This window comes from Streptomyces sp. NPDC031418 (genome assembly GCF_055581605.1).
Genome location: NZ_JBVIJC010000018.1, coordinates 74,663 through 100,350 on the forward strand (window position 1 = coordinate 74,663; position 25,688 = coordinate 100,350).

At 70.7% G+C, this 25,688-nt stretch carries 28 protein-coding genes; 19 read left to right on the forward strand and 9 right to left on the reverse strand.

Annotated elements, in window-relative coordinates; genetic code table 11:
• Positions 1 to 48: 48 nt before the first annotated feature.
• Positions 49 to 2,412: an ATP-binding cassette domain-containing protein gene (locus ACZ5CZ_RS25985; RefSeq protein WP_468946415.1), complete on the reverse strand. Its 2,364-nt coding sequence runs from the start codon at positions 2,410 to 2,412 to the stop codon at positions 49 to 51.
• 177 nt (positions 2,413 to 2,589) lie between these two features.
• Here ACZ5CZ_RS25985 and ACZ5CZ_RS25990 point away from each other — a divergent pair, with 177 nt between their 5' ends.
• The 3 genes from ACZ5CZ_RS25990 (at position 2,590) to ACZ5CZ_RS26000 (ending at position 4,210) form a co-directional block, all read left to right on the forward strand.
• A complete protein-coding gene (locus ACZ5CZ_RS25990; protein ID WP_468946418.1) occupies positions 2,590 to 3,063 on the forward strand; it encodes a helix-turn-helix domain-containing protein in 474 nt (157 codons plus the stop codon).
• Positions 3,064 to 3,144: 81 nt separating this feature from the next.
• Positions 3,145 to 3,738, forward strand: coding sequence for a hypothetical protein (locus ACZ5CZ_RS25995; RefSeq protein ID WP_468946420.1), 594 nt, complete (start codon positions 3,145 to 3,147; stop codon positions 3,736 to 3,738).
• A gap of 124 nt (positions 3,739 to 3,862) precedes the next feature.
• The gene (locus ACZ5CZ_RS26000) at positions 3,863 to 4,210 is read left to right on the forward strand and encodes a DUF2516 family protein (protein WP_385845692.1); all 348 of its coding nucleotides are present in this window, start codon (positions 3,863 to 3,865) and stop codon (positions 4,208 to 4,210) included.
• A 34-nt stretch (positions 4,211 to 4,244) separates the two neighbouring features.
• On the opposite strand, the gene ACZ5CZ_RS26005 is transcribed toward ACZ5CZ_RS26000, so the two are convergent.
• The 3 genes from ACZ5CZ_RS26005 to ACZ5CZ_RS26015 all read right to left on the reverse strand — a co-directional run bounded on the left by ACZ5CZ_RS26005 (position 4,245) and on the right by ACZ5CZ_RS26015 (position 7,981).
• Complete coding sequence (locus ACZ5CZ_RS26005; protein ID WP_385845557.1) at positions 4,245 to 5,546, reverse strand: PP2C family protein-serine/threonine phosphatase; 1,302 nt, start codon at positions 5,544 to 5,546, stop codon at positions 4,245 to 4,247.
• A gap of 281 nt (positions 5,547 to 5,827) precedes the next feature.
• Positions 5,828 to 6,907 carry a C40 family peptidase gene (locus ACZ5CZ_RS26010; RefSeq protein ID WP_468946423.1) on the reverse strand — a complete coding sequence of 360 codons (1,080 nt, stop codon included), beginning with the start codon at positions 6,905 to 6,907 and terminating at the stop codon, positions 5,828 to 5,830.
• Positions 6,908 to 7,162: 255 nt separating this feature from the next.
• Positions 7,163 to 7,981, reverse strand: a complete 819-nt coding sequence (locus ACZ5CZ_RS26015) for a class I SAM-dependent methyltransferase (RefSeq protein WP_468946426.1) — start codon at positions 7,979 to 7,981, stop codon at positions 7,163 to 7,165.
• A gap of 161 nt (positions 7,982 to 8,142) precedes the next feature.
• Here ACZ5CZ_RS26015 and mshA point away from each other — a divergent pair, with 161 nt between their 5' ends.
• The gene (gene mshA / locus ACZ5CZ_RS26020; protein ID WP_385845560.1) at positions 8,143 to 9,480 is read left to right on the forward strand and encodes a D-inositol-3-phosphate glycosyltransferase; all 1,338 of its coding nucleotides are present in this window, start codon (positions 8,143 to 8,145) and stop codon (positions 9,478 to 9,480) included.
• Entirely contained in the window at positions 9,473 to 9,976 is a 504-nt protein-coding gene (locus ACZ5CZ_RS26025; RefSeq protein WP_385845561.1) for a type III secretion system chaperone family protein, read from the forward strand. The genes mshA and ACZ5CZ_RS26025 overlap by 8 nt, the downstream gene beginning before the upstream one ends.
• Here ACZ5CZ_RS26025 and ACZ5CZ_RS26030 read toward each other — a convergent pair.
• Complete coding sequence (locus tag ACZ5CZ_RS26030) at positions 9,945 to 10,769, reverse strand: helix-turn-helix transcriptional regulator (protein ID WP_468946431.1); 825 nt, start codon at positions 10,767 to 10,769, stop codon at positions 9,945 to 9,947. The genes ACZ5CZ_RS26025 and ACZ5CZ_RS26030 overlap by 32 nt on opposite strands.
• A gap of 49 nt (positions 10,770 to 10,818) precedes the next feature.
• Here ACZ5CZ_RS26030 and ACZ5CZ_RS26035 point away from each other — a divergent pair, with 49 nt between their 5' ends.
• Positions 10,819 to 11,244 carry a DUF2000 family protein gene (locus ACZ5CZ_RS26035; RefSeq protein ID WP_385845563.1) on the forward strand — a complete coding sequence of 142 codons (426 nt, stop codon included), beginning with the start codon at positions 10,819 to 10,821 and terminating at the stop codon, positions 11,242 to 11,244.
• Between the two features lie 22 nt (positions 11,245 to 11,266).
• Here the strand turns inward: ACZ5CZ_RS26035 and ACZ5CZ_RS26040 are convergent, their stop codons facing one another.
• Both ACZ5CZ_RS26040 and ACZ5CZ_RS26045 read right to left on the reverse strand, forming a co-directional pair.
• A complete protein-coding gene (locus tag ACZ5CZ_RS26040) occupies positions 11,267 to 11,740 on the reverse strand; it encodes a carboxymuconolactone decarboxylase family protein (protein ID WP_468946434.1) in 474 nt (157 codons plus the stop codon).
• A 128-nt stretch (positions 11,741 to 11,868) separates the two neighbouring features.
• Positions 11,869 to 13,347: a hypothetical protein gene (locus ACZ5CZ_RS26045; protein WP_468946437.1), complete on the reverse strand. Its 1,479-nt coding sequence runs from the start codon at positions 13,345 to 13,347 to the stop codon at positions 11,869 to 11,871.
• Between the two features lie 612 nt (positions 13,348 to 13,959).
• On the opposite strand from ACZ5CZ_RS26045, the gene ACZ5CZ_RS26050 reads away from it, so the two are divergent.
• A complete protein-coding gene (locus ACZ5CZ_RS26050; RefSeq protein WP_468946440.1) occupies positions 13,960 to 14,769 on the forward strand; it encodes a hypothetical protein in 810 nt (269 codons plus the stop codon).
• A gap of 105 nt (positions 14,770 to 14,874) precedes the next feature.
• Here ACZ5CZ_RS26050 and ACZ5CZ_RS26055 read toward each other — a convergent pair whose 3' ends face one another.
• A complete protein-coding gene (locus ACZ5CZ_RS26055; RefSeq protein WP_385845565.1) occupies positions 14,875 to 15,636 on the reverse strand; it encodes a phosphoglyceromutase in 762 nt (253 codons plus the stop codon).
• A gap of 189 nt (positions 15,637 to 15,825) precedes the next feature.
• Between ACZ5CZ_RS26055 and ACZ5CZ_RS26060 the strand changes: the two genes are divergently transcribed.
• On the forward strand, positions 15,826 to 17,082 hold the full coding sequence (locus tag ACZ5CZ_RS26060; RefSeq protein ID WP_468946443.1) for an MDR family MFS transporter: 1,257 nt from the start codon (positions 15,826 to 15,828) through the stop codon (positions 17,080 to 17,082).
• A 69-nt stretch (positions 17,083 to 17,151) separates the two neighbouring features.
• Positions 17,152 to 17,889, forward strand: a complete 738-nt coding sequence (locus ACZ5CZ_RS26065; RefSeq protein WP_468946445.1) for a VOC family protein — start codon at positions 17,152 to 17,154, stop codon at positions 17,887 to 17,889.
• Positions 17,890 to 18,243: 354 nt separating this feature from the next.
• Here the strand turns inward: ACZ5CZ_RS26065 and ACZ5CZ_RS26070 are convergent, their stop codons facing one another.
• The gene (locus ACZ5CZ_RS26070) at positions 18,244 to 18,696 is read right to left on the reverse strand and encodes an ATP-binding protein (protein WP_468946448.1); all 453 of its coding nucleotides are present in this window, start codon (positions 18,694 to 18,696) and stop codon (positions 18,244 to 18,246) included.
• A 259-nt stretch (positions 18,697 to 18,955) separates the two neighbouring features.
• Between ACZ5CZ_RS26070 and ACZ5CZ_RS26075 the strand changes: the two genes are divergently transcribed.
• From ACZ5CZ_RS26075 to ACZ5CZ_RS26120, 10 genes are all read left to right on the forward strand, one after another.
• On the forward strand, positions 18,956 to 19,807 hold the full coding sequence (locus ACZ5CZ_RS26075; protein ID WP_385845571.1) for a Scr1 family TA system antitoxin-like transcriptional regulator: 852 nt from the start codon (positions 18,956 to 18,958) through the stop codon (positions 19,805 to 19,807).
• Positions 19,808 to 19,819: 12 nt separating this feature from the next.
• Positions 19,820 to 20,011: a DUF397 domain-containing protein gene (locus ACZ5CZ_RS26080; protein ID WP_385845572.1), complete on the forward strand. Its 192-nt coding sequence runs from the start codon at positions 19,820 to 19,822 to the stop codon at positions 20,009 to 20,011.
• Between the two features lie 160 nt (positions 20,012 to 20,171).
• On the forward strand, positions 20,172 to 20,417 hold the full coding sequence (locus tag ACZ5CZ_RS26085; RefSeq protein WP_385845574.1) for a hypothetical protein: 246 nt from the start codon (positions 20,172 to 20,174) through the stop codon (positions 20,415 to 20,417).
• A complete protein-coding gene (locus tag ACZ5CZ_RS26090; RefSeq protein WP_385845575.1) occupies positions 20,414 to 20,923 on the forward strand; it encodes a DUF6879 family protein in 510 nt (169 codons plus the stop codon). The genes ACZ5CZ_RS26085 and ACZ5CZ_RS26090 overlap by 4 nt, the downstream gene beginning before the upstream one ends.
• A gap of 19 nt (positions 20,924 to 20,942) precedes the next feature.
• The gene (locus ACZ5CZ_RS26095; protein WP_468946453.1) at positions 20,943 to 21,794 is read left to right on the forward strand and encodes a helix-turn-helix domain-containing protein; all 852 of its coding nucleotides are present in this window, start codon (positions 20,943 to 20,945) and stop codon (positions 21,792 to 21,794) included.
• A 690-nt stretch (positions 21,795 to 22,484) separates the two neighbouring features.
• Positions 22,485 to 22,616, forward strand: coding sequence for a hypothetical protein (locus ACZ5CZ_RS26100; RefSeq protein ID WP_279616581.1), 132 nt, complete (start codon positions 22,485 to 22,487; stop codon positions 22,614 to 22,616).
• A 17-nt stretch (positions 22,617 to 22,633) separates the two neighbouring features.
• Positions 22,634 to 23,800: a methyltransferase domain-containing protein gene (locus ACZ5CZ_RS26105; RefSeq protein WP_468946456.1), complete on the forward strand. Its 1,167-nt coding sequence runs from the start codon at positions 22,634 to 22,636 to the stop codon at positions 23,798 to 23,800.
• A gap of 219 nt (positions 23,801 to 24,019) precedes the next feature.
• Positions 24,020 to 24,952 (forward strand): GAF and ANTAR domain-containing protein, encoded by a 933-nt coding sequence (locus ACZ5CZ_RS26110; protein WP_468946459.1) that lies wholly within the window; start codon positions 24,020 to 24,022, stop codon positions 24,950 to 24,952.
• Complete coding sequence (locus tag ACZ5CZ_RS26115) at positions 24,952 to 25,581, forward strand: GAF domain-containing protein (protein ID WP_468946461.1); 630 nt, start codon at positions 24,952 to 24,954, stop codon at positions 25,579 to 25,581. The genes ACZ5CZ_RS26110 and ACZ5CZ_RS26115 overlap by 1 nt, the downstream gene beginning before the upstream one ends.
• Positions 25,518 to 25,685, forward strand: a complete 168-nt coding sequence (locus ACZ5CZ_RS26120) for a hypothetical protein (RefSeq protein WP_468946464.1) — start codon at positions 25,518 to 25,520, stop codon at positions 25,683 to 25,685. Before ACZ5CZ_RS26115 ends, ACZ5CZ_RS26120 begins: the two co-directional genes overlap by 64 nt.
• The last annotated feature ends 3 nt before the right edge of the window (positions 25,686 to 25,688 follow it).

Here is a 25,688-nt window from a genome sequence, read left to right on the forward strand (position 1 = left end):
GGGGGGGGCGCCGTTCTGAGCGGGGGGGCGCCGTTCTGAGCGGGCGCGTTACCGGACGTACTCCGCCAGGTGCTCCGCCGTCAGCGTGGACCGTGCGGCGATCAGGTCCGCCGGGGTGCCTTCGAAGACCACGCGGCCGCCGTCGTGGCCCGCGCCGGGGCCGAGGTCGATGATCCAGTCGGCGTGGGCCATGACCGCCTGGTGGTGCTCGACGACGATCACCGACGTGCCGGAGTCGACCAACCGGTCCAGCAGGCCCAGGAGTTGCTCGACATCGGCGAGGTGCAGGCCGGTCGTCGGCTCGTCCAGGACGTAGATCCCGCCCTTCTCGCCCATGTGCGTCGCCAGCTTCAGCCGCTGCCGCTCACCGCCGGAGAGCGTGGTGAGCGGCTGGCCCAGGGTGAGGTAGCCGAGACCCACGTCGGCCAGCCGGCCGAGGATGCGGTGCGCGGCCGGGGTGCGCGCCTCACCGGTGCCGAAGAACTCCTCCGCCTCGGTCACCGGCATCTGGAGCACCTCGCTGATGTTCCGCCCCGCGAGCTTGTACTCCAGCACCGACGCCTCGAACCGCCGCCCCTCGCACTCCTCGCAGGTGGTGGCGACCCCGGCCATCATCGCCAGGTCGGTGTAGACGACCCCGGCGCCGTTGCAGGTGGGGCAGGCGCCCTCGGAGTTGGCGCTGAACAGGGCCGGCTTGACGCCGTTGGCCTTGGCGAACGCCTTGCGGATCGGGTCGAGCAGCCCGGTGTACGTCGCCGGGTTGCTGCGCCGGGAGCCGCGGATCGGGGCCTGGTCCACCGAGACCACCCCCGCGCCGGCCGGGATCGACCCGTGCACCAGCGAACTCTTGCCGGACCCGGCGACGCCGGTGACGACGGTCAGCACACCGAGCGGGATGTCGACGTCGACGTCCTGGAGGTTGTGCGTGCTCGCCCCGCGGATCTCCAGCGCGCCGGTGGCCTTGCGCACGGTCGCCTTCACCTTCGCCCGGTCGTCCAGATGGCGCCCGGTGAGGGTGCCGCCCGCGCGCAGCCCGGCCACGGTCCCCTCGAAGCAGATGGTGCCGCCCGCCGCGCCGGCGCCGGGGCCGAGGTCGACGACATGGTCGGCGATGGCGATCACCTCGGGCTTGTGTTCCACCACGAGCACGGTGTTGCCCTTGTCCCGCAGGCGCAGCAGCAGCTTGTTCATCCGCTGGATGTCGTGCGGGTGCAGACCGGCGGTGGGCTCGTCGAAGACGTAGGTGACATCGGTGAGCGAGGAGCCGAGATGCCGGACCATCTTCACCCGCTGCGCCTCACCGCCCGACAGGGTGCCCGCGGGCCGGTCCAGCGAGAGATAGCCGAGGCCGATCTCCACGAACGAGTCGAGGGTGTGCCGCAGCGAGTCGAGCAGCGGCGCGACCGACGGCTCGTCCAGGCCGCCGACCCAGGCGGCCAGGTCGCTGATCTGCATCGCGCACGCGTCGGCGATGCTGATCCCCTTGATCTTGGACGACCGGGCCGTCTCGCTGAGCCGGGTGCCCGCGCAGTCGGGGCAGATGGTGAAGGTGACCGCCCGGTCCACGAACTCCCGGATGTGCGGCTGCATCCCCTCCCGGTCCTTGGCGAGCATCGACTTCTGGATCCGCGGGATCAGCCCCTCGTACGTCATGTTGATGCCCGCGATCTTCATCCGGGTCGGCTCGCGGTGCAGGAAGTCGGCCAGTTCCCGCTGGGTGAAGTCGCGGATCGGCTTGTCCGGGTCGTACAGCCCGGACTCGACGTACAGCCGGTAGTTCCAGCCGCCGGACTTGTACCCGGGGATGGTGAGCGCACCCTCGTTCAGGGACTTGGAGTCGTCGTAGAGCTGGGTGAGGTCGATGTCGGTGACCGTGCCCCGGCCCTCGCAGCGCGGGCACATCCCGCCGAGGATGCTGAAGCTGCGCCGCTCCTTGACGGTCCGGCCGGCCCGCTCCACGGTGACCGCGCCCGCGCCGCTGATCGAGGCGACGTTGAAGGAGAACGCCTTGGGCGAGCCGATGTGCGGGGTGCCGAGCCGGCTGAAGAGGATGCGCAGCATCGCGCCCGCGTCGGTGGCGGTGCCGACCGTGGAGCGCGGGTCGGCGCCCATCCGCTGCTGGTCCACGATGATCGCGGTGGTCAGTCCGTCCAGCACGTCGACGTCGGGCCGGGCGAGCGTGGGCATGAAGCCCTGTACGAAGGCGCTGTACGTCTCGTTGATCAGCCGCTGCGACTCGGCGGCGATGGTGTCGAACACCAGCGAGCTCTTGCCCGAGCCGGACACCCCGGTGAACACCGTCAGCCGGCGCTTGGGGATCTCGACGCTGACGTCCTTGAGGTTGTTCTCCCGGGCGCCGTGCACCCGGATCAGGTCGTGGCGGTCGGCGGCGTGCGCTGCGGTGGCGTCCATGGCGGCCAACCTAGCGGCGCGCGGTGCCGGGCGCTTCTCCGTTCCTGACCGATCCGTTCACGGGAGGGCCGCCGTTCACGGGAGAGCCGCCGTTCACGGGAGGGTCGCAACACGAGCGCGACACTCTTGCAAGCAGGGTGCTTGCAATTGTTAGCGGCGGTGCGGCAAGGTGGGGGCATGGCATCGCTGAACGTCGGCAATCTCGGTGAGTACCTGCGCGAGCAGCGGCGGACCGCCCAGCTCTCGCTGCGGCAGCTCGCCGATGCCGCCGGGGTGTCCAATCCGTATCTGAGCCAGATCGAGCGCGGGCTGCGCAAGCCCAGCGCGGAGGTGCTCCAGCAGGTCGCCAAGGCCCTGCGCATCTCCGCCGAGACGTTGTACGTCCGCGCCGGCATCCTCGACGCCGAGCGGGACCGGGAAGAGGTGGAGACCCGGGCGGTCATCCTCGCCGATCCCTCGCTGAACGAGCGGCAGAAGCAGGTGCTGCTCCAGATCTACGAGTCGTTCCGCAAGGAGAACGGATTCGGGGTCGGCGAGCCCGCCGCGGACGGGGACGGCATGGCGGACACGGAGCGGGAACCCGACGGCACCGGCACACCCCGTGCCGAGGGCGACGATGCCGATGCGAGTCCGCGGCGGACGGCCGGATAAGAGCCGGACCAGGGCTCCGGACGCACCACCGCGGACCACACCCACCTCAGCCGAACGCGAATCCGGGAGGACCAGATCACGATGGCCATCACCGACGACCTGCGCAAGACCCTCAGCGACCCGACTCCGCTCTACTTCGCCGCCGGCACCGCCGACCTCGCCCTCCAGCAGGCCAAGAAGGTGCCCGCGCTGGTCGAGCAGCTGCGCACCGAGGCCCCGGCCCGTATCGACAAGGTGCGCAACACCGACCCGAAGGCCGTGCAGGAGAAGGCCGCGGCGCGGGCCAAGGAGGCGCAGGAGACGCTCCAGACCAAGGTGAACGAGTTCTTCGGCCTCATCGACGGGGACCTGAAGAAGCTGGGCGAGCAGGCCCAGGACTTCGCGCTGCGCGGGGTCGGCATCGCCGCCGAGTACGCGGTCAAGGCGCGCGAGACCTACGAGAAGGTCGCCGAGCGCGGCGAGCAGACCGTGAAGACCTGGCGCGGCGAGGCCGCCGAGGAGATCGAGGAGCTGGCGATCGCCGTCGAGGGCAAGCCCGAGCCGGTCGGGGTCCGGGAGGAGCACCCGGCGGCCGACGCCTCCGCCGAGGCCGGCGCGGAGAAGCCCGCGGCGAAGAAGACCCCGGCCGCCCGCAAGGCCACCCCCGCGAAGAAGACGACCCCGCCGGCCAAGTGAGACCGACCGTCGTGGCAGGGCCGGGCCGGGCACCTTTGGGGTGTCCGGCCCGTTCTATGGGTACGGTGGCGTACGGACCGGCACACCGGTTCGCGGCGGAAGAGGACGGCGGGTGGTGGGCAGCATGCTGATGTTGGGCTTCGCGGGGTTCCTGGGGATCCTGAAGATCATCCTCATGGCGCTGGCGGCGTTCGGCCTCGCCGATGCCGCGTTCCGCCGCGAGGACGCCTTCCGTGCCGCCGACAAGCAGAACAAGGTCTTCTGGCTGATCATCCTCGGCATCGCGCTGATCGTCAGCTACCTGTTCTCGATCCTGTCGATCCTGCCGATCGCGGGCGTGGTCGCCAGCATCGTCTACATCGTCGACGTCCGCCCCGCCCTCAAGCAGGTCTCCGGCGGCGGCCGAGGCTGGGGCCGCGGCCGCGGCAGCAGCAGCGACGGCCCGTACGGCCCGTGGAACGGCGGGCGCTAGCCCCTTCCGGGCCCGCCCCCTGCTCGCGAGATCCTTACGGCGCCCGGTCCAGGAGGACCACGGCGACGTCGTCGGTCAGTTCGCCGCCGTTGAGGTCCCGCACCTCGTGGACGGCGGCGCGCAGCAGCTCCTCGCCGCGCAGGCCCTCGCCCAGCTGCCGGCGGATCAGCTCCACCATGCCGTCCTGGCCGAGCCGCTCGCCGCCCGCCCCGACCCGGCCCTCGATCAGTCCGTCGGTGTAGAGCATCAGGCTCCACTCGGCGCCCAGCTCCACCTGCATCCGCGGCCAGCGGGCGCCGGGCAGCAGGCCGAGGGCGGGGCCGTTGTTGTCGTAGGGGAGCAGCGTGGCCGGGCGGCCGGGCCGGGCGAGCAGCGGCGCCGGGTGACCGGCCAGGCACAGGCCCGCGCTGCGTCCGTCGGGCGCGATGTCCACCGTGCACAGCGTCGCGAAGATCTCCTCGTCCGAGCGCTCGTGCTCCAGCACCTCCTGGAGCGTGCCCAGCAGCTCGTCCCCGCTCAGCCCGGCCAGGGTCAGCGCGCGCCAGGCGATGCGCAGCTCCACGCCGAGCGCGGCCTCGTCCGGGCCGTGCCCGCACACATCGCCGATCATGGCGTGCACGGTGCCGTCGGGGGTGCGGACCGCGTCGTAGAAGTCGCCGCCGAGCAGGGCCCGGGAGCGGCCCGGGCGGTAGCGGGCGGCGAAGCGCAGCGAGGAGCCCTCCAGCAGCGGGGTGGGCAGCAGACCGCGTTCCAGCCGGCGGTTCTCCTGGGCGCGCAGCCGGCCCTCGGCGAGGCGTCGCTCGGCCGTGTCGGATCGCTTCCGCTCCACGGCGTAGCGGATGGCGCGGCTGAGCAGCCGGCCGTCCAGTTCGTCCCGGAAGAGGTAGTCCTGGGCGCCGACGCGCACGGCCTCGGCGCCGCGCTCGGCGTCCGCGGAGGCGGTCAGCGCGAGCACGGCGTGCCGGGGCGCGAGCCGCAGCACGTGCTTGAGCACGGCCAGCTCGTCCTCGGTGCCGCTGTTGCCGGGCGCCGGGAGCGCGAGGTCCAGCAGGATGCAGTGGACGTCGTCGGTGAGCAGCCGCTCGGCCTCGGTGAGGTTGCGGGCCGTGCGGACCCGGATCGGCTTGCCGGCCGAGTCCAGCAGGTCGGGCACGATCGGCGAACCGGCCGGATCGTCCTCGATCAGCAGCAGGGTGAGAGTGGCGCCGGTGCCGCCGGTGGCGGTGGCGTCGCGGTGGGCCTCTTCCTTGAGGGGGCCGCCGACTGCGGAGGCGGCCTCAGCCTGACCACTCTCCACGGCCGGGATCGCTCTCTGCCGCGGTACGGGTACGGGCATTGTCTTGGATTCCTTCCCTCCCCCCGAGGGCACGGCGGCGTCGAGGGGTCTCGAGCCACCGACGGGTGACCATAGCGGGTGTCTCCACCCCGATGGAATGGTGTGAGCCGCGTCGCCTTGGCGCGGGCAGCCGTCATATGCCGCGTTCCGTAGCGCAGTTGGACACCGCGGCGGACCGTCCGGGATGACGAAGCTCACGTCCTGGGCGGGTTTGTGCGGGCGTTGGCCGTGGAGTGGGTCACATGACCTGTGTCACGGGGCAGATGGTGATCCGCCCCGGCTCAGGCGTCCGGCCGTACGACGCCCAGGATCGGCATGGAACCGGCGCCCCCGATCGTCACCGTGCGCCCCGGGCGGGGGGCCTGGATGATCGCGCCGTCGCCGATGTAGAGGGCGACATGGCTGGCGTCGGAGAAGTAGATGATGAGGTCGCCGGGGCGCATGTCCTTGATGTCGATGTGCTTGAGCTGCCGCCACTGCTCCTGCGAGGTGCGCGGGATGGGGTGGCCGGCGGCGGCCCAGGCCTGGGAGGTCAGGCCCGAGCAGTCGTAGGCGCGCGGGCCCTCGGCGCCCCACACGTACGGCTTGCCGATCTGGGCGCCGGCGAAGGCGACGGCCTTCTCGCCCTGTGCGGAGGCCTTGCCGTGGATCTTCTTGAGGATGCCGGTGTCCAGCCAGGCGGTCTGCGCCTTCTGCGCGGCCTGCGCCTCCAGCTGGGCCAGCCGGTCCTTCTCCTTCTGCTGGAGCTGCGACTCCAGCTTCTTGGCGTCGGCGATCCGGCGCTGGATGCGCTTCTTGGCGGCGGCCTTGGCCTCGCGGTCGGCGTCCAGCTTCTTCCACTCGGCCGCGGCGGCGTCGGCGTACCCCTGCAAGGTCTTCTGGGTGCCGGTGAGTTCACCGATCAGGTGGTTCGCCGCCTGCTGTCCCTGGAGGACCAGTCCGGCGCCGTCCAGGACCTGTGCCGGGTCGTCGCTGAGCAGGAACTCGGCGGTGGGGGACACTCCGCCGGTGCGGTACTGCTCGCGGGCCGCGGCGCCCGCCTGGTTCTTCAGCTTGGCCAGCCGCTGCTGCCCCTGGTCGATCTTCTTCGCCAGCGCGACGATCGCGGCGGACTGCTTCTTCGCCTTCTCCTCGGCGGCGTTGTAGGCGTCGGTGGCGACGGCCGCGTCGTGGTACAGCTTGTCGAGCGTGGCGCGGACCTGTTCGAGGCCGGAGTCCGTGGCGGTGGAGGGGGCCGGGCTCGGCGTGCTGCTCGGCGTCGGCACCGGAGCCGCGAAGGCCGTACCGGGTGCCGCCAGGACGGTCACCGCGCAGACCACGGTCAGAGCGGCCGTGAGCAGACCGCGCTTCCCCGAACCCATACCTCGCCCCCAACTGATTTACCGTCAGTAACTTGTGGCTTGTCTGGGGGATCGTGCCACGACTGACCGCAAATCGACAGGGGGCGTGGGTGATCTCGGCTGGGTGGTGCCGGTACTGGTCCGGAACCCGGCGGGGTGATCTCGGCGGCGGGGCGGTGGTGCCGGTCCGGAACCCGGCGGGGTGATCTCGGCGGCGGGGGCGGTGGTGCCGGTCCGGAACCCGGCGGGGTGATCTCGGCGGCGGGTGCGGTGATCTCAGTGGCGGGGCGCCAACGCCTCCCACGCCACCGTCACTTCGCCCTGGCGCCAGCGGGTCGGGCGGTCCGTCACCGGCCAGTCCGTGGTGAGGGCGCGGACCGTGCGGAGCCAGCGTTGGCGGGCGCCGTAGGAGGCGTAGGGGGCGGCGGCGGCCCAGGCGCGGTCGAAGTCGCGCAGGAAGGCGTGCACCGGTTCGCCCGGCACGTTCCGGTGGATCAGCGCCTTCGGCAGCCGCTCGGCGAGATCCGAGGGTCGCTCCAGGGAGCCCAGCCGGGTCGCGAAGGTGACGGTCCGGGGCCCCTCCGGGCCGAGTGCGACCCAGACGTGCCGCCGCCCGATCTCGTCGCACGTGCCCTCGACCAGCAGCCCGCCGCGCGAGCCCGCGCCCGCCGGGGAGAGGCGCGCGCACAGCCGCTCCCAGACCGCGGCGACCTGGTCCTCGTCGTACTGCCGCAGCACATTGGCGGCCCGGATGAGCAGCGGCCGGCCGGGCACCGGCACCTCGAAGCCGCCGTGCCGGAAGGCCAGCCCCTCCCGCTCGTACGGCCGTGCCGCGGCGACCCGATCCGGCTCGATCTCGATGCCGACCACGCGCGCGCGGGGGGCGACGGTACGCAGCCGGCCGAGCAGCTCCACGGCGGTCCAGGGCGCGGCGCCGTAGCCGAGGTCGACGGCCAGCGGATCGGCGGCGCGGCGCAGCTCGGCGCCGTGCTCGGCCGCGATCCAGCGGTCCATGCGGCGCAGCCGGTTGGGATTGGTGGTCCCGCGGGTCACCGTTCCCACGACGGGGGTGCGGGTCGCTGCGCGGGCTTTCATGCGTACGAGGGTAAGGGCCGCCGGGGCGGCAGCGCGGCTCGGGTAATGATTGGGTAAAGCCGATTGATCGGGGAAGGGCGGGCCCGCATCCGCTGTTGCATCCCCTGGAGGGCGCGGTCGGTCCTCTGTGTCGGCATGTCCGCAGCAAGGAGGATCGCCACGTGAGCCAGTACGTCAGCAGGCTCGGGCGCCGCTCCCCGGCGGCCGCCCCCCGTCTGCGACTGCTTCGCAGGCCCCGCCGGGTCGCCATGCTCTCCGTGCACACCTCCCCGCTCCACCAGCCCGGCACGGGCGACGCCGGCGGCATGAACGTCTACATCGTGGAGCTGGCCCAGCGGCTGGCCGCGATCAACATCGAGGTCGAGATCTTCACCCGGGCCACGGCGGGCGGCCTGCCCCCCTCCGTCGAACTCTCCCCCGGCGTGCTCGTCCGGCATGTCGACGCGGGCCCCTACGAGGGGCTGGCCAAGGAGGACCTCCCGGCCCAGCTGTGCGCCTTCACGCACGGCGTGATGCAGGCCTGGGCCGGCCACCGCCCCGGCTACTACGACCTGGTCCACTCCCACTACTGGCTCTCCGGCCACGTCGGCTGGCTCGCCGCCCAGCGCTGGGGCGTCCCGCTGGTGCACGCCATGCACACCATGGCCAAGGTCAAGAACGCCAACCTGGCCGACGGCGACACCCCCGAGCCGGCCGCCCGGGTCATCGGCGAGACCCAGATCGTGGCCGCCGCCGACCGGCTGATCGCCAACACGGACGAGGAGGCCGAGGAGCTGGTACGGCACTACTCCGCGGACCCCTCGAAGGTCGCCGTCGTCCACCCCGGCGTCAACCTCGACCGCTTCCGCCCCGCCGACGGCCGCGCCGCCGCCCGCGCCCGCCTCGACCTGCCCCAGGACGCCCTGATCCCGCTCTTCGCCGGCCGCATACAACCCCTGAAGGCCCCGGACGTACTGCTGCGCGCGGTCGCCGTGCTGCTGGACCAGCGCCCCGAGCTGCGCCGCCGTATCGTCGTCCCGGTCGTCGGCGGACCGAGCGGCAGCGGCCTCGCCAAGCCGGAGGGGCTCCAGAAGCTCGCCGCCCGGCTGGGCATCGCCGACGTCGTACGGTTCCGCCCGCCGGTCGGCCAGGAGCAGCTCGCCGACTGGTTCCGGGCCGCGTCCGTGCTGGTCATGCCGTCGTACAGCGAGTCCTTCGGGCTGGTCGCGATCGAGGCGCAGGCGACCGGCACCCCGGTGCTCGCGGCCTCCGTCGGCGGACTGCCGGTCGCCGTGCGCGACGGCGCCACCGGCTTCCTCGTCCAGGGCCACGACCCCGCCGACTACGCGCGCGTGCTGGGCCGGTTCGCCGACGACCCGGCCCTGTCCACCGTCATGGGCGAGGCCGCCGCCCGGCACGCCGAGTCCTTCGGCTGGGACACCGCGGCCGCCGCCACCGCCGACGTCTACACGGCCGCGACCCACTCCCACCGCCGTCGCGTACGCTCCCACCATGGGTGATGCGCAGAAGGCGGCCGGACAGGTGCTGGAGGAGGTCTTCGGGGAGGCCGGACTCGACTGGGAGAGCCCCGAACCCGGCACCTACGTGGTCAAGCTGCCCGGCACCCACAAACTCTCCACCACCGTCTCCTTCCTGGTGGGCCGCCACTCCCTCTCCCTGAACGCCTTCGTCATCCGCCACCCCGACGAGAACGAGCCGGCCGTGCACCGCTGGCTCCTGGAGCGCAACCTCCGGCTCTACGGCGTGAGTTACGCCGTCGACCAGCTGGGCGACGTCTACCTCACCGCCCGCATGGCCCTCTCCGCCGTCACCCCCGAGGAGATCGACCGCCTCCTCGGCCAGGTCCTGGAGGCGGCCGACGGCGCCTTCAACACCCTCCTGGAACTGGGCTTCGCCTCCGCCATCCGCAAGGAGTACGCGTGGCGGGTCTCCCGCGGGGAGTCCACCCGGAACCTGGAAGCCTTCAGCCACCTGCTGGAACGCCCGGCGGACTGACCCCGCCGCGGCCGTACCGGCCCGGGGTCACCCCGACCAGGCGCTTGAAGTGCCGGGTCAGATGGGCCTGGTCGTAGAACCCGGTGGCGGCGGCCACCGCGCCCGGCGACGTCCCGGCCAGCAGCAGCCGGCGGGCCCGCCCGACCCGCCGTGACATCAGGTACTGGTGCGGGGCGATGCCGTACGCGCCGCTGAACGCCCGCACCAGATGGGCCGGATGGGCGTGCAGCAGCCGGGCGGCCTCCTCCAGCGGGACGCCGTCCACCACCCGGGCGTCCAGCAACTCCCGCAGTCGGCGCGCCAGTCCGGGGTCCCGGCGCGGGTGCGGCGCCTCGGGCCGCCCCCGCAGATGGTCCCGCAGCCGCTCCCCGACCAGGCTCAGCCGGCTCTCCGCCTCCAGCTCCTCACCGGGCCGGGCGAGCGCGGTGTGCAGCTGTCCCACCCGGCGCCGCAGCAGCGGGTCCCGCAGCTCGGGACCGTCCACGGCGGCCCCGATCAGCTCCTCGCCCAGCGTGCTGGTGTCCAGGTAGACGACCCGCTTGCGGAAACCGCCCGGGGTGGCGGGGGAGCCGTTGTGCGGCACGTGCGGGGGCAGCAGGGTGACGGTGTCGTGCGGGGTGCCGTGCTCGTGCCGGTCGAGGTCGTACCGTACGGCGCCGTCGTCCACGATGAGCAGCGTCCAGGCGTCGTGGACGTGCATCGGGTAGGCGTACTCGGTGAAGCGGGCGTGGAAGACCTCGGTGACGCCCGGGACCCGGGGACGCCACGCGCTGACTTCCTGCCCGGCGGCCACGCAAAGAACGTACAAGACGACGCGGCGAGCCGCCCGGCAGTCTCACTCCATGACCACGCAACCCGTTCGTTTCGACACGAAGATCGCCGTACTGCTGCGCGAGGACCTGGAGCCCTGGCAGCGGCTGAACGTCACCGCGTTCCTGGTGAGCGGCCTCGGCAGCCAGGTCCCCGAGGTGATCGGGGAGCCGTACCAGGACGCGGACGGCGTGGGGTACCTGCCGATGTTCCGGCAGCCCGTGCTGGTCCTGGAGGGCACCAAGGAGGTGCTGACGGCGGCGCACGGCAGGGCGCTGAGCCGTGCGCTGCCCCGCGCCGTCTTCACCGCGGACCTCTTCACGACGGGCAACGACGACGACAACCGGGCGGCCGTCCGCGCGGTCCCGACGGCCGACCTGGACCTGGTCGGGCTCGCGGTGTACGGCCCCAGGAACGGCGTCGACAAGATCCTCAAGGGCGCACATCTGCACCCCTGAGCCCCGCGGGGAGGGGCCTGGGTCAGCCGTGCATCCCCGGCCGGTAGCCCCCGGCGGGCAGCCGGACCAGCACATTGACGCGGTTGTAGGTGTTGATCAGCGCGATCAGCCCGACCAGCGCGGCGAGCTGCTCCCCGTCGTAGTGCTTGGCGGCGTTGTCCCACACCTCGTCGCTGACCCCGCCGGCCGCGTCGGCGATCCGGGTGCCCTCCTCGGCCAGCTCCAGCGCGGCCCGCTCCGCGTCCGTGAACACGGTGGCCTCCCGCCAGGCGGCGACCAGGAACAACCGGGTCGGATCCTCCCCGGCGGCCAGGGCGTCCTTGGTGTGCATGTCGGTGCAGTACCCGCACCCGTTGATCTGACTGGCCCGAAGCTTCACCAACTCCTGCGTCGCCTCCGGCACCCTGGCCTCCGCGAGCGCCTTCCCGGCGGAGTTGAGGTGCTTGAGGAACGTCCCGAGGACGGGGCTGGCGAAGAGATCGATACGAGCGTCCACTGGTGTCTCCTCCGGTGTCGTGATGCGACGTCCACCGCCGCCTACACCTCTACGACGCCCGGGCCGCGGGGAATGTGACACCGCGGGCCCGGAGTGAACGCTGGAGGTTGGCGCATGTGCGAGAGGACTCACGTCCCGTCCGGGCCGGCTGGGCGAACGGCCATGACGACGGCTCGGCCGTCGCCGAGGATGTCGTAGATCAGGCCGCCGTAGCCGGGGGGCACGGTGCCGGCGTTGTTGGACGGTGGGTAGAAGTCGGATGCGGCGAGCAGTTTTCCGGTGCGGGCATCGCGCCACTGGATCTGGTCCATGTAGTTGGCGCCGAGGGGACCGGGGTTGTACTTGGTGGGGTCGGTCTCCTTCGAGTGGGCGTTGGCGTTGACGAACACTCGTCTGCCGGCCGGACCGATCAGCGTGATGTAGCTGTTGCTGCGCTGTTTGACCTTCCAGGCCAGTGACATGCGGCCGTCTCGGAAGTCGACGGCCGAGGCGGTGCCGAGGCCGAAGTCCATCACGTAGATGCGGTGGTTCTCCGGGTCGGCGGAGACCTTGGCGTAGTAGTAGCTGTACTGGCCGGGCTTGAGTGTCGGGGTCGGGTCCATGCGGGTGGCCCGCTTGGAGTCGCCCTGGTGGATGGCGACCACGCTGAGCGGCACCTTGGAGGCGCTGCCGTTGGTGGAGAAGACCACCCAGTCACCCATGATCACCGGCGCACCTGCCTGGGTCTGGCCGGGCTTGGCATAGGTGACCGGCCCCCAGGTGGTGTCCTGCTTGATGGTGTGCCCGTCCCACACGTAGCGGAAGATCTGAGTGGGTGTGGTGGTGTAGGCGTAGTCGTGGCCCTGGTAACGGCTGGTGGTGACCCGGCCGAGGACGTTGCCCTTCAGCTGGGTCCAGCTGAGCACCTTGAACGTCTTGGGGTCGACCGTGCCGATGATGGAGGGCTTGGCCGAGTTGGGGGCTCCGGGACACTTGTACGCGGCGGCGCTGTAGCCGTTGAGCGTGCAGTTGGCCGGCCGGTTCAGTGACCGGACGACGAGGGTGCCGTCGGGGAAGGCGTCGATGCCGTTGAACGCGCTGTCGTCGGCCGGGCTCTCCCCCGTGGGCATGTCCTGCTTCAGGAGGACTTTCCCCGAGGTGCCGTCGAGCTTGTACAGGGTGTGGTCGGAGATGGCGACGATGTTGCCGTCCGCCAGCACGTCCACCGCGCCGGACACGTGCAGCTCGTTGTTCTTCCGGGCGTCCGACAGCGGGGTGCGCCAGATCTGTTTCATCGTGCCGGGCTGGACCTTGGCGACGAAGGTCCGCAACGCGGGCGGGTTCAGGTCGCCGTTGCCGCCGTAGTAGACGTACATGTCCTTCAGGCCGCGTGTGGCGATGTCGAACTGCGAGTAGTAGACGTTGTCCGTGGTGGGGTGGGCCTCCACCACATTCGGTCCCGTGATCGACCCGGGGAACTGCGCGCAGGGGTGAAGACTGGTGCGGCCGGCGTCGTAGTGCTCGAACGGCACGAGTGTCCGGTACCAGGGGCTGTTGGGCTGCTTGGCCGCGCACGCGGCTTCCTGCCGGGCGATGGCCGCCTCACCGATGGGCGGATTGCCCATCATCAGATCCCGGGCTTCAGCCGAAGCCGAGGCGGCCGCCGAAGGATCAGGGGGGCCGCCCGGCGTACCGGACATGGTGGTTGCCGCGAAGGAGCAGCCGGCAGCGGCCACCGTGAGGGCGGCCAGAGCCCCGACGACGCGCGTGCGACGTATACCTACCTTCACTCTTTCCTCCATCTCCCCGGCTCGCAGCGGTCCACGGCCCAGGCCGTGCAGACCTGCTCGGCCCGGAGGGAGCATCTGGTCCCCGAGTGGGCAGGCACCGTGCCGAGAAATACCGGGTGTCTTGCCGGTTTCTCTCGGCCAGGTGCGATGGTGGCGGTCGGCAGAAAGCGTAAGCACACGGGGGGTTGGTGAAGCCGGCTGATTGGGCCGAAGGGATTACAGCGGGCCGTTCCGTCGACGACATACCACGTGTGCCGTGTGGACGATCGAAAAACCACCCGTCGACAGAGCCGGACAGGGACTGATCACACTCCTGTGGCCGAACGTCGTCACCCGTCGGAGGGCAGGGGCACGGACATGTGCTTACTTTCGCTACGGAGGGGCGTGAGGGGCGCGATCGGCAAAAGACCAACCGTGACCAATGAACCCGCTGCGTTGTAAGGAGAATCCGTGCGAATACCCAAGCGCATGGCCGTAGCGTCAGTCCTGGCGGCTGCCATCACCACGGTTGCCGGCTTCAGCCTCGACTCCGCCGGTGCATCCTTCGGAGTTCCGGAGGGCGGTGCCCCGTCCGGAGGTGCCGGCACCAGCACCGCGCCCACGTCTGCGGAACCCAGCAGCAGCGCGTCTACCCCGTCAACCCTCACCTTCTCCGACCTGAGGGACACCCGCTACTGCGAGATGTTCCTCATCAAGAACGTCCCGGGCGGTACCCGAACCACCATCTACAACACCGTCGGCCTGGACACCTGCCCGACGGCCCAGTGGAACGCGTTGAACCCGCAAACCGTCGCTCAGCAGTTCGGCGTCAACAGCATGTACAAGAACGGCCAGCGGTTCTGGGTCCTGGACAAGATCGTCGTCGCTGACGCGAAGGACGTGCAGAACTTCGGGGGAATCCTCTCTCGGAATGTCGCCACGGCAGATCAGTCGGGACAGGGCAGCGCCCACCCCGCGCCCTATCAACGAAACACGGTGAACCGGGCCACGCAGTGGTTCTACGAAGCCGACCAGCTCGTCTACGAACTCGTCGCCCCCAACGGACAGCGTTTCGCCATGCAGGCCTACTCCCGGATCGTTGATCCGTCCTTGACGATCGACGACCTCCCGGACCTCGCCTACCGCCTGCATCTGCCGCAGGGATGGAAATTCCAGACCCGCTTCCTGACCGACAACATGTCCGTTGTCCCCGTGAACGGAAAGGCAACCATCACCCAGGACGAACTTCAGAACACGTACATGCTGGAGAACACACCCTGAGCGGGGTCGCCCGACCAAGCACCTGACGGCCCGCAGCCGGCCCCAGGGCAGCGACAAGCCCCCTGCCCGCGGAGAGTCCGCAGGCAGGGGGCTTGATCGTTCGGCTTACTTCTTCTTGCCCTGGTTCTTGACCGCTTCGATCGCCGCCGCGGCCGCCTCGGGGTCGAGGTAGGTGCCGCCCGGGGTGACCGGCTTGAAGTCGGCGTCCAGCTCGTAGGAGAGCGGGATGCCCGTCGGGATGTTCAGGCCCGCGATGTCGGCGTCGGAGATGCCGTCCAGGTGCTTGACCAGCGCGCGCAGGCTGTTGCCGTGGGCGGCGATCAGGACCGTGCGGCCGGTCAGGAGGTCCGGGACGATCGCGTCGTACCAGTACGGGAGCATGCGGACGACGACGTCCTTCAGGCACTCCGTGCGGGGGCGCAGCTCCGGCGGGATCGTGGCGTAGCGGGCGTCGTGCGCCTGGGAGAACTCGGAGTCGTCCGACAGCGGCGGGGGCGGGGTGTCGTAGGAGCGGCGCCAGAGCATGAACTGCTCCTCGCCGAACTCGGCCAGCGTCGCCGCCTTGTCCTTGCCCTGGAGGGCGCCGTAGTGGCGCTCGTTCAGGCGCCAGCTGCGGTGGACCGGGATCCAGTGGCGGTCGGCGGCCTCCAGCGCGAGCTGGGCGGTGCGGATCGCGCGCTTCTGGAGGGACGTGTGGACCACGTCGGGCAGCAGGTCGGCGGCCTTCAGGAGCTCGCCACCGCGGACTGCCTCCTTCTCGCCCTTCTCGTTCAGGTTGACGTCCACCCAGCCGGTGAACAGGTTCTTCGCGTTCCACTCGCTCTCGCCGTGGCGGAGGAGGATCAGCTTGTACGGTGCGTCGGCCATGGGAAAGAGCCTAATCCACGCGTTCGGGACCCCGCCCGGCCCGGCCGAGGGGTGGACAGCCGGCCGGACAGTTGACGGGGTCTGTTAATCCAGTGGTCGCCCCGGCTCCCGCCTCGGTAAGTTGTGCTCGCTGCTTGAGCCGCTTACAACGCCCATACCGGGGCGTTGCACACACTGGGGGTCCCGTTGATGTCCGCCGCCCGTCTCAGACGTGCCGCCAGGGAGTCCGTCGCCGGCCTCCCCCGTGAGTTCTGGTGGCTGTGGACCAGCACCCTCGTCAACCGGCTCGGCGCGTTCGTGGCCACCTTCATGGCCCTGTACCTCACCATCGACCGGGGCTACTCGGCGTCGTACGCCGGTCTCGTCGCCTCGCTGCACGGGCTGGGCGGCGTCGTCTCCGCCCTCGGCGGCGGCGTGATGGCCGACCGGCTCGGCCGGCGGCCCACCCTGCTCATCGCCCAGTCGGCGACGGCCGCCTCCGTCGCGCTGCTCGGCTTCATGACCGACCCCGTCGCCATCGCCGGCGTCGCCTTCCTCGTCGGCATGGCCTCCAACGCCTCCCGGCCGGCCGTGCAGGCGATGATGGCCGACATCGTGCGCCCCGAGGACCGCGTCCGCGCCTTCTCCCTGAACTACTGGGCCATCAACCTCGGCTTCGCCGTCTCCTCCGCGGCCGCCGGCTTCATCGCCGAGTACAGCTATCTCGCCGGGTTCCTGATCGAGGCCGGGATGACGGCCCTGTGCGCGCTCGTCGTCTTCCTCAAGGTCCCCGAGTCGCGGCCCACCGCCCAGGCGAAGGACACGGGCGGCGACGGCGTCAGCCTCGGCACCGTGCTGCGCGACGGGCGCTACATGGCCGTCGTCGGGCTGTCCTTCCTGGTCGCGCTGATCTTCCAGCAGGGTTCCGTCGGCCTGCCGGTGGCCATGGGCCGGGCGGGGTTCTCGCCCGCCGACTACGGCCTCGCCATCGCCGTCAACGGCATCCTGATCGTCGCCCTCCAGATCCCCGTCACCCGGTTCATCGAACACCGCGACCCGCGCACCCTGCTCGTCCTCTCCTCCGTCCTCGCCGGCTACGGCTTCGGCCTCACCGCCTTCGCCGGGTCCGTCGGCGTCTTCATGCTCACCGTCTGCGTGTGGACCCTCGCCGAGATCGTCAACGCCCCGACCCAGACCGGCCTCGTGGTCCGGCTCTCGCCGGTGCACGGCCGCGGCCGCTACCAGGGCATGTACACCCTGTCCTGGTCCGTGGCCTCCCTGGTCGCACCGCTGATGTCCGGCGCGGTGATCGACCGGCTGGGCGCCGAGTGGCTGTGGGGAATGTGTGCGGTGGTGGGCACGGTCGCGGGAGCGGGGTACGGCCTGCTGATGCGCCGGCTGCCGAGCGAGACGCCGGCGCCGAGCGCGGCAGCGGCGGACGTGCAGACCGAGGCCCGTACGGCGTGAGGGAGCGGACGGGGCGAGCCCGGAAAATCGGCCGGGCCGTACGCCCCGCCGACTTCTAGGATCTTCGGCATGGCAACGCGACTCGTGCAGATCAACATGAAGGCCCGGGACGACTCCGCGCTCGGCCTGTTCTGGGCGGAGGCACTCGGGTGGGGTGTCGACAGCGAGGGGCCCGGCGTGACCAACCTCGAACCCGTGGGCTTCGCCTACCCCGACCCCGCGGCCGTCTGCATCGACCTCATCGCCCGCCCGGAACCCAAGACGGGCAAGAACCGCGTGCACCTCGATCTGGCCACCACCTCGGCCGCCCATCAGGCGGAGTTGGTAGAGCGCCTGAAGGATCTCGGCGCGACGCCCGCCGACGTGGGCCAGGGAGACGTCCCCTGGACGGTCCTGGCCGACCCGGAAGGCAACGAGTTCTGCGTGCTGGAGCCCCGTCCGGTCTACCGGGACACCGGTCCGATCGCCGCCGTGGTGGTCGACTGCGCCGACCCGCGGCGGATGGCCCGGTTCTGGGGCGAGGCGATGGACTGGACGCTGCACGAGGTCACCGACGACCACGCGACCCTGCGCTCCGCCAAGTGCGTCGGCCCCTACCTGGAGTTCCTCCGCACCCCCGACACCAAGAGCGGGTGGAACCGCGTCCATCTCGACATCGCCCCCTACCCCGGTGACGAGATGACCGAGGAGGCGGCCCGCTTGTGCGCCCTGGGCGCCACCTACCCCGACATCGACCGGTCCGCGATCCACTGGACGGTCCTGGCCGACCCGGAAGGCAACGAGTTCTGCCTCCTCACCCCTCGCTGACAGCGGGCGCCCTTGTGCTCAGTGCGCCCTAAGCGGCCACGAGTATCGGAAGGGGCCCTTCTCTCCCGTCGGCCGCGCCTCCTTGACGGCGTGCTGCACGGTGGGTGCCGCCGCGGTCGGATCTCGGCCCGGTCCGGGCGTGGCGTCCGCCGAGGGGCGGCGCGAGGATCTTCACCCGGATCGGGTGGCGGTGGCAGTAGCAGACGTACGAGTACCCCGGTCGATCGGTCGGGGGCGGGGCTACGGCGCTACGGAAACCGGGCATGCTCCAGTAGATCGCCAGCAGTGAGAGCAGGGCGAGTGCAATGGCCAGGACGGTCAGGACGATGGTCATGCGGTCGACGCCCAGGCCGGTCACCGGGCCGTCTCCGCTCGCTCATGGAGTTCGAACCACACGGCTTTCGACCGCGGGTGTCGGCCGCCGAAGAGCGTGATTCCCCAGCCATGTGCATGCGCCTCGACGAGGGCGAGGCCACGCCCGTGTTCGAACTCCGGGTGCCAGGGCTTGGATGCGGGCAGGGCGCACGGTTCGTTGTCGTGCACGTGGACGACCACGTGATCACTGCTCATCGAGATCTCGATGGCGATCCGCGGTGACCGGGTGTGCCGGACGGCGTTCGTGACCACCTCGGAGATGCAGAGGGTTCCCGGCGCGAGAAGCCCGGGGTGCTGCGAGCCGACCAGCGTCGCGAAGAAGTCGCGCGCAATCTTCGGCGCCCGCAGGGTGTGGGGGGTGCTGAGTCTGTAGCTCTCCGCGCGAGGACCGAAGAGCGGTACGGGGGGTGGTAAGGCGGAAGCGTGCGACATGCCGTCGTCTCCCAACACAGTGCGGTCGCTCTTCGCGCAACGCGCCACCGTGGCCCGTCCGTCCTCCGGAGGCGCCCGCGTACGGGCGTGCAGACGGCTGCGCTGCGGATTTACTGGCGTGCTACGCGATGTTGCTAACGAAGGTACCGGATGCGTCTAACATGTTGTACGGAAACGGCTAAACAGTTGGGTGGAGTGCGGTCGAGGTGGATCCATCCTCGGATGGGGGTCAGACTGAGACGCGACAGGAGGGGAGTCGATGCCACCGAGGAAGGCGCCGACCGCACGGCAGCGCCGATTGGGTGCCGAACTGCGGAAGATCCGGGAGCATGCGGGTCTCACGCTGGCTGATGCAGCAGTCCAGTTGGGCACCGACCGGACCAGCATCAGCAACGTCGAGTCCGGGCGGTTCGGTGTGAGCGGCGAACGCGTTCGTACCTGGACCACTCATTACGGCTGTTCCGACGCCGCCTACGTCGAAGCGCTGGCAGCCATCGCCGAGGAGCGGAACAAGGGCTGGTGGGAGGACTACCGCGGTGAACTCTCCGCCGGTGCACTCGACTTGGCCGAGCTGGAGCACCACGCCATTGCGCTGAGAGCCGTGCAGATCATGCATATGCCGGGGCTGCTCCAAGCGGAGGACTACGCGCGGGCCGTGTTCGCCGAGGCGGTGCCGCCCCTGAGCGACGTGGTCCTGCGCCGCCGTCTCTCACATCGGCTGCGGCGCCGTGACGTGCTCGACCGTCCGCATCCGCCGCGATGCACGTTCCTGATCCACGAGGCCGCCCTCCGCATGCAGTTCGGGGGTCGCAAAGTCGCCCGTGCCCAGCTCGACCACCTCCTCAAGGAATCCGACCGGGACAACGTCACCGTGCGCGTGGTCCCCTTCGCCATAGGCGGTTTTCCGAACGCCGGAAGTTCGACGCTCTACGTCTACGGTCCGGTTCCGCAGCTCGACACCGTCCAGACGGACACCCCGCACGGTCCTGCGTTCCTTGACGCGGAGACGCGCCTTGCCAACTACCGGGCTGTTCTGGACCGAACCGAGGAGAGGTCGCTCGACCCGGTCAGGTCACGCGACTTCATCTATGACATAGCACGACAAGTGTGAAGGCGGGGAACCGTGGAGATCCAGTGGCAAAAATCCTCCTTCTCGACCGATTCAGAGGGCAACTGCCTGGAGGTCGCGGAGCAAGGCGACATGATCCTGGTACGAGAGAGTGACGAGCCTGGCTTGATCATCAGGACCAGCCGAGCGAAGCTCGCGGCATTCCTGGAAGGCGCCAAGGCGGGGGAGTTCGACCGCTTCGTGTAACAGGGTCGCCATCTGCGCCCGTCCCTGTCCTGCCGCCGGGGCGGGCGCAATGACGTGGTCCGCGAGAGGTCCCCGCCTCCAAGCGCCCTTGACGCCGCATCGGGCCTGCGATTCGGTTGGCGTGCAAGTGGACGCAACCGGCTTGGTTCGGGAGGGCACCATGACGCTACGGTTCCTGGGGATCTATCCCAACACCCCCAACGACGGGTCACCGACCATCTGGGTCGAGGAGGAGACGGGCGACCTGATCATCCAGTCCTGGAAGGCCGACGCCGCCACCGTCAAGCAGGCTCAGGAGGTCGGGTCCGTCCCCGGTCACACCACCGACGTCCCGGAGCACGAGACCGTGATCCGGCTTCCCGCCAACATGCTCCAGTTCATTCCGCGCTCGGAGGCAAAGCAGTGACGTCAGCAGTGCGCCAGGGGTTCGCCACTGCCCAGCACTCCGCGGTCCACTTGGAGATGCGCGACAGTTACATGACCGACGACCCGGTGTTCGTCGCCTGGAAGCAGGGACATCCGTTCGACCCGGCCGAGGAGTACCGCTCGTGGTCCGACCTGATGCGACAGGTGACCGGCCGAGGCGTGGTCGTTCGCCGCGCTCGCATCGTGTCCGAGCCTGTCAGCGACTACATCAGGTGGGAGCACTCCCTCACCGGCCCGCACAACATCGCGGCCGGTGAACAAGTCCGGTGGCTTCCCCGGCGCCGGACCACGGACCTCGCACTACCAGGCGTCGATTTCTGGCTGTTCGACGGAACGACGGTTGTCTTCAACCACTTCACCGGTGACGGCCAATGGGCAGAACCAGGCATGGAGACGGTCACTGAGCCGGCCGTGGCCAAGCTGTGCTCGACTGCCTTCGAGTCGGTGTGGGAGCGTGCCGTCCCGCACGAGCAGTACGTCATCTGACCGACCGGACACCACCCGTATGCCCAGCTCCCCGTCCTCCAGTGCGCAAGCGGCCCGCAAGGCCGTGGCCGAGCGACTCCGGGAGCTGATGCTGGACGCTGGACTCCAAGGACGGGAGCTGGCCGCCCTCTGTGGCTGGCACCCGTCCAAGACCAGCCGCATCATCAACGCCACCACGGCGCCGGCGGACGGAGACATCCGGGCATGGTGCCGGGCATGCGGAGCCGATGAGCAAGCCGACGACCTGATCGCGAAATCCCGCGCTGCCGACTCCATGTACACGGAGTGGCGTCGCATGGAGCGCACCGGGCTGCGCGCCGCCCAGGAAGCCGTCCGGCCAATCTACGAGCGGACGCAGCGGTTCCGCGTCTACTCCTCCTGGCTGCTTCCCGGCCTGCTCCAGACCCGCGCCTACACCACCGCGATCCTGTCGGCCATCCGCGACCGCCGTGGCCTGGTGGACGACGTGGACTCGGCCGTGGACGAGCGCATGGCTCGTCAGCACGTCCTCGTCGAAGGGAACCACCGGTTCGCCTTCCTGATCGAGGAGAGTGTGCTGCGCAACGGTCTCGGAGGACCGGATGTCATGCGCGAACAGCTCGAACATCTGCTGACCACCGACCGTCGCCCCAACATCAGCATCGGCATCGTCCCCATGCAGCCGGTACGGGAGAAGGCGTGGCCGGTCGAAGGATTCTGGATCTACGACATGGCGCAGGTCAGCGTTGAACTGGTCTCCGGCTACCTGACCATCACGCAGCCCAGCGAGATCGCCATGTACGGGCGTGCATTCACCGAACTGGGCGGCATCGCTGTGCATGGCGCGAAAGCCCGTCAACTGATCAAAGACGCCGTTGGCGCTCTGGGGTGAAGACGTAGAAGTCCGTGCAATCGTCTGGAGCCCAACTCGGCTGTGCTCCTAGCGTGTTGGACACAGCACCTCGGGCTGGCGGATCACCGGGCGATTCCGGTCGAGACCTGCACTGCTGACCGCGGCAGCCCTGCCCTGCTCCCCCCTGCAGGCCTCGGGGCCGCCATGTCCCCGTCTACCCCCGGAGATCCGTATGTCGCTGCGTGCTGCCCTGCTTCGGAGGTCCGCGTCCGGCTCCGTTGCCGTCGACCGCGCGGGCATCACCCGGGCCGTCTATGTGACAGATGGCCACGGTCCCCTGAGCCGTGCCGTACGACGTCCGTCCCTGCTGAGGCGCCAGCTCGAAGGGCTTCGCCGCCTGCTGGCCGCGCGAGGGCTGTAGGCGACGACCGCGACGACCGCGTACCCCCCACAACTTCCACCGTGGCTGGGCCGGGTCATCACCGATCCGGCGTCTTCAAGCGCCCGGCCGGGACGCTGCTCGTTCACACCACCGCGTCCCGGCCGGGTACGACCGAAGGAAGGGACCCCACCTCATGGGAAAACAGCCTCAACCGCCGCCGCCGGAACCTCCGAAGCCGTCCGGTCCACGGCCGGCGGACCGGACTCTCAGCCGTACCTGATCAGCAGCAAGACGCGATCTGAGAACTTCCGCACCACCAACTGGACATGACGACAAGGAGGACCGCAATGGGATGGGGAACCGGCAAGGGCGGATCTGGCGGCGACGGCAAGCACGCCGGCGGCAAGGACCCGGGGACGTCGAAGCCGTCCTCGGACACCAGCCAGCCGAAGCCCGACCCGAAGCACAAGAAGGGCTGACCTTCGGCATGTGCGCCATGAGCACCGAGGAGCAGGCCGCTGCCCGTGGCCTGCTCCTCGCCGTTTCGGAAGGACTCGGCCCCCTTGGCGCCGAGCTGGAGGCAGCCTTTTGGCGCGCCCCGCGACACACGTTTCTGCCCGGCTTGGTGTGGCTGGACGGCGAAGGCGAGTGGAGGCCCTGTGACCGTGCGCTGGATCCCACGCGCTGGCTGGCGGCCGCCTACGCCGACGCTCCGGTCGTCACCCAGGTCAACGACGGCCGGGTCCCCGAAGGCGGGGAGGTGTGGCCGTCATCGTCCGCGTCGGCCCCGTCGATCGTGTTTCGCATGCTGCGGATGCTCGATCTGCATCCCACGCACAGGGTCTTGGAGATCGGCACCGGTACGGGCTGGAACGCCGGTCTCCTCGCTGCCCTGGCCGGGGAGGAGAACGTGACGACCGTGGATGTGGACCCGACGCTGACCGTGGCTGCGGCACGTGCGCTGAGGGCCCTCGGTCTCCAGCCGGAGGTGGCAGCCGCGGACGGCGCGGGCGGCTTCCTGCCGTCGGCACCGTACGACAGGGTCATCGCCACGTGCTCCGTGCGCCGACTGCCCTACGCATGGGTGGAGCAGACCCGGCCCGGCGGGCTCGTCCTCACCCCGTGGGAAACGCCGTGGCTCTGCTACGGGCTGCTGCGCCTGCACGTGGGCGGCGATGGGAGCGCCTCTGGCCGCTTCGCACCACACTCCGCTTTCATGCTGATGCGCGGACAGCGCACGGACCTGCGGATCTACCGCGACGTGGTGCGGGACGAACACCAGCCGGTCGAGTCGAGGTCGGGACTGGACCCGTCGCTCGTCGCGGGGCAGGACACCGCAGCGCAGTTCGCCGTCGGTCTGCGGCTGCCGGACGTATGGCATGCCTGGCACGAGCGGCCGGAGGTGCCGGGCGTCGCGGTTCGCCTGTGGCTGGCGACCACGGATGCCACTTCCTGGGCCGCCGTCGACTGGGACGGCGTTCGCGGCACCGACCGGTACATCGTCTGGCAGTACGGTCCCCGCCGCCTCTGGGACGAGGTGGAGGCGGCGTATGCGTGGTGGGTGGAGCGAGGGCGACCCGCAGTGGAGCGGTTCGGGCTCGCGATCACGGCCGAGGGGCAGCGGGCCTGGTTGGACGGCCCCGGTCAGTCCTGGACTGTGTGAGCAACTCGGGACCAGCCGCGACACCCGGACCGCCACCCCGTGATCGGTTGAAAGGTGAAGGGAGCCCCGGTGTGCCGATCGGCGCAGCCAGGGAACCCGTTCTGTGTGGCCGGGGAACCCGTCGGTTGCCCGGCAGGCCAGCGGCCCGGAATCCCGTCCCCGGGGCCGATACTGATGGATCATGTCTGCTGAGAGCGCGTCACGACGGGGGTGTTGACCATGCCGCCGGAGGAGCCCGAGTCGCAGGCCGGAGGCGCTGGGCCGTCCGACGCCCGGGCGCGGCTGCGGGTCACCGAGACGCTGGCCGCCGCGGCCCGCGGAGCCGTGGGTCCGGAGCAGGTCCCGGGCGCGCTGTGCTCGGCATGCGTACGGCTGCTGCCCGTCACCGGCGCCTCCGTGTCGATCTCGGGCGGCAAGGGCGTACGACTCACCTGGTGCGCCAGCGACGGGACCGCCGCGCGGCTGGCCGAGCTTCAGTACACCATCGGCGACGGCCCCTGCCAGAGCGCGCTCGACCAGGGTGCCCCGGTCCTCGCCGCCGACCTCACCGACGGCCCCGACGCCGGCCGCTGGCCGATCTTCGCGCAGGAGGCCGTGGGCCTCGGCGTACGCGCCGTGTTCTCCCTGCCGCTCGGTGTCAGCGGCGCGGCCATCGGCACCCTCGACCTGTACAGCCACCGGGTGGGCGGCCTGGGCGAGTCGGACCTGCGGATCGCGGCGTGGGTGCGGGACGCGGTCACCTACGCGCTGATGGGCCTCCAGACCGCCACCCCCGATCTCGCGGCGGAGGCGACGGACGACGGTGTGGCCACCTGGGTGGCCGCCTCCGAGGCCGACCACACCGAGGTCTACCAGGCGGTCGGGATGGTGATGGTGCAGCTCGACGTGGACCCCGAGCAGGCGCTGGACCTGCTGCGGGCCCATGCGTACGCCGAGAGCCGCACGGTCAGCCAGGTGGCCCGGGACGTCCTCGCCCGCAGACTCCGCTTCCAACCGGAGCCGCTGGGCCCGGGCGGCGAGGGCGGGGGCGCGGACACGGGTGCGCAGGGGAGCGGTGGAGGATCCGCCGTGGGCGGGGTGCGGGATCCGGACGACGGCCCGCAGGGCCCCGACGACGACCGCGGTGACGAGGGAAGGGACGGTGCACGGTGATGATCCGTGAACAGCAGCTCGCCGAAGCACTCGTCGGGCTGGCCGACTTCCTGGCCGACGACGTCGACCCGGTCGTGCTGGGCGAACGGCTGGCACGGCACTGCATCGAGCTGACCGGTGCCGACGCCGCCGGCATGATGGTGCTCTCCGCCCGGGGCGGCCTGCGCCCGCTGGCCGTCACCGAGGAGGAGGCCGCCCTCCTGGAGCTCTTCCAGCTCCAGGCCGACGAGGGCCCCTGCCTGGACTGCTTCCACGAGGGCCGGCGCATCGACGCCCCGGCGCTGGCGGACAGCCGTGACCGGTGGCCCCAGGTCGCCCCGTTCGCCCTGCGCCAGGGCTACCGCTCCCTGCACGCCCTGCCGCTGCGCGTCCACGGTCAGCCCATCGGCGCGGTGAACCTCCTGCTCCGCACGCCCGGCGGCCTGCCCCCGCTGGACCTGGAGCTGGGCCAGGCACTCGCCGACGTGACGTCCGTGGCCTGGTCAACTGGACCCCCCGACCGCTGCGCGCCACCGACGTCGCCACCCGGGTGCAGGCGGCCCTCGCCGCCAAGGCGGCCGTCGACGTGGCCACCGGCATGCTCGCCGCGGCCGGCGACCTCACCCTGCCCGCCGCCCGAACCGCCCTGACCACCTACGCCGACCGCCACCACCGGCGCGTGGTGGACATCGCCCGCACCCTGGTCGACCGCACACTGAGCCCGAGGGACCTGCTGGCCGGGGCAGGGGCCTGACGG

Coding starts and splice junctions, on each gene's coding strand:
- ACZ5CZ_RS25985 (WP_468946415.1), bottom strand. CDS start 2,412: ATGGACGCCACCGCAGCGCACGCCGCCGACCGCCACGACCTGATCCGG.
- ACZ5CZ_RS25990 (WP_468946418.1), top strand. CDS start 2,590: ATGGCATCGCTGAACGTCGGCAATCTCGGTGAGTACCTGCGCGAGCAG.
- ACZ5CZ_RS25995 (WP_468946420.1), top strand. CDS start 3,145: ATGGCCATCACCGACGACCTGCGCAAGACCCTCAGCGACCCGACTCCG.
- ACZ5CZ_RS26000 (WP_385845692.1), top strand. CDS start 3,863: ATGCTGATGTTGGGCTTCGCGGGGTTCCTGGGGATCCTGAAGATCATC.
- ACZ5CZ_RS26005 (WP_385845557.1), bottom strand. CDS start 5,546: ATGCCCGTACCCGTACCGCGGCAGAGAGCGATCCCGGCCGTGGAGAGT.
- ACZ5CZ_RS26010 (WP_468946423.1), bottom strand. CDS start 6,907: ATGGGTTCGGGGAAGCGCGGTCTGCTCACGGCCGCTCTGACCGTGGTC.
- ACZ5CZ_RS26015 (WP_468946426.1), bottom strand. CDS start 7,981: ATGAAAGCCCGCGCAGCGACCCGCACCCCCGTCGTGGGAACGGTGACC.
- ACZ5CZ_RS26025 (WP_385845561.1), top strand. CDS start 9,473: ATGGGTGATGCGCAGAAGGCGGCCGGACAGGTGCTGGAGGAGGTCTTC.
- ACZ5CZ_RS26035 (WP_385845563.1), top strand. CDS start 10,819: ATGACCACGCAACCCGTTCGTTTCGACACGAAGATCGCCGTACTGCTG.
- ACZ5CZ_RS26045 (WP_468946437.1), bottom strand. CDS start 13,347: ATGATGGGCAATCCGCCCATCGGTGAGGCGGCCATCGCCCGGCAGGAA.
- ACZ5CZ_RS26055 (WP_385845565.1), bottom strand. CDS start 15,636: ATGGCCGACGCACCGTACAAGCTGATCCTCCTCCGCCACGGCGAGAGC.
- ACZ5CZ_RS26060 (WP_468946443.1), top strand. CDS start 15,826: ATGTCCGCCGCCCGTCTCAGACGTGCCGCCAGGGAGTCCGTCGCCGGC.
- ACZ5CZ_RS26065 (WP_468946445.1), top strand. CDS start 17,152: ATGGCAACGCGACTCGTGCAGATCAACATGAAGGCCCGGGACGACTCC.
- ACZ5CZ_RS26070 (WP_468946448.1), bottom strand. CDS start 18,696: ATGTCGCACGCTTCCGCCTTACCACCCCCCGTACCGCTCTTCGGTCCT.
- ACZ5CZ_RS26075 (WP_385845571.1), top strand. CDS start 18,956: ATGCCACCGAGGAAGGCGCCGACCGCACGGCAGCGCCGATTGGGTGCC.
- ACZ5CZ_RS26085 (WP_385845574.1), top strand. CDS start 20,172: ATGACGCTACGGTTCCTGGGGATCTATCCCAACACCCCCAACGACGGG.
- ACZ5CZ_RS26095 (WP_468946453.1), top strand. CDS start 20,943: ATGCCCAGCTCCCCGTCCTCCAGTGCGCAAGCGGCCCGCAAGGCCGTG.
- ACZ5CZ_RS26100 (WP_279616581.1), top strand. CDS start 22,485: ATGGGATGGGGAACCGGCAAGGGCGGATCTGGCGGCGACGGCAAGCAC.
- ACZ5CZ_RS26105 (WP_468946456.1), top strand. CDS start 22,634: ATGAGCACCGAGGAGCAGGCCGCTGCCCGTGGCCTGCTCCTCGCCGTT.
- ACZ5CZ_RS26110 (WP_468946459.1), top strand. CDS start 24,020: ATGCCGCCGGAGGAGCCCGAGTCGCAGGCCGGAGGCGCTGGGCCGTCC.
- ACZ5CZ_RS26115 (WP_468946461.1), top strand. CDS start 24,952: ATGATCCGTGAACAGCAGCTCGCCGAAGCACTCGTCGGGCTGGCCGAC.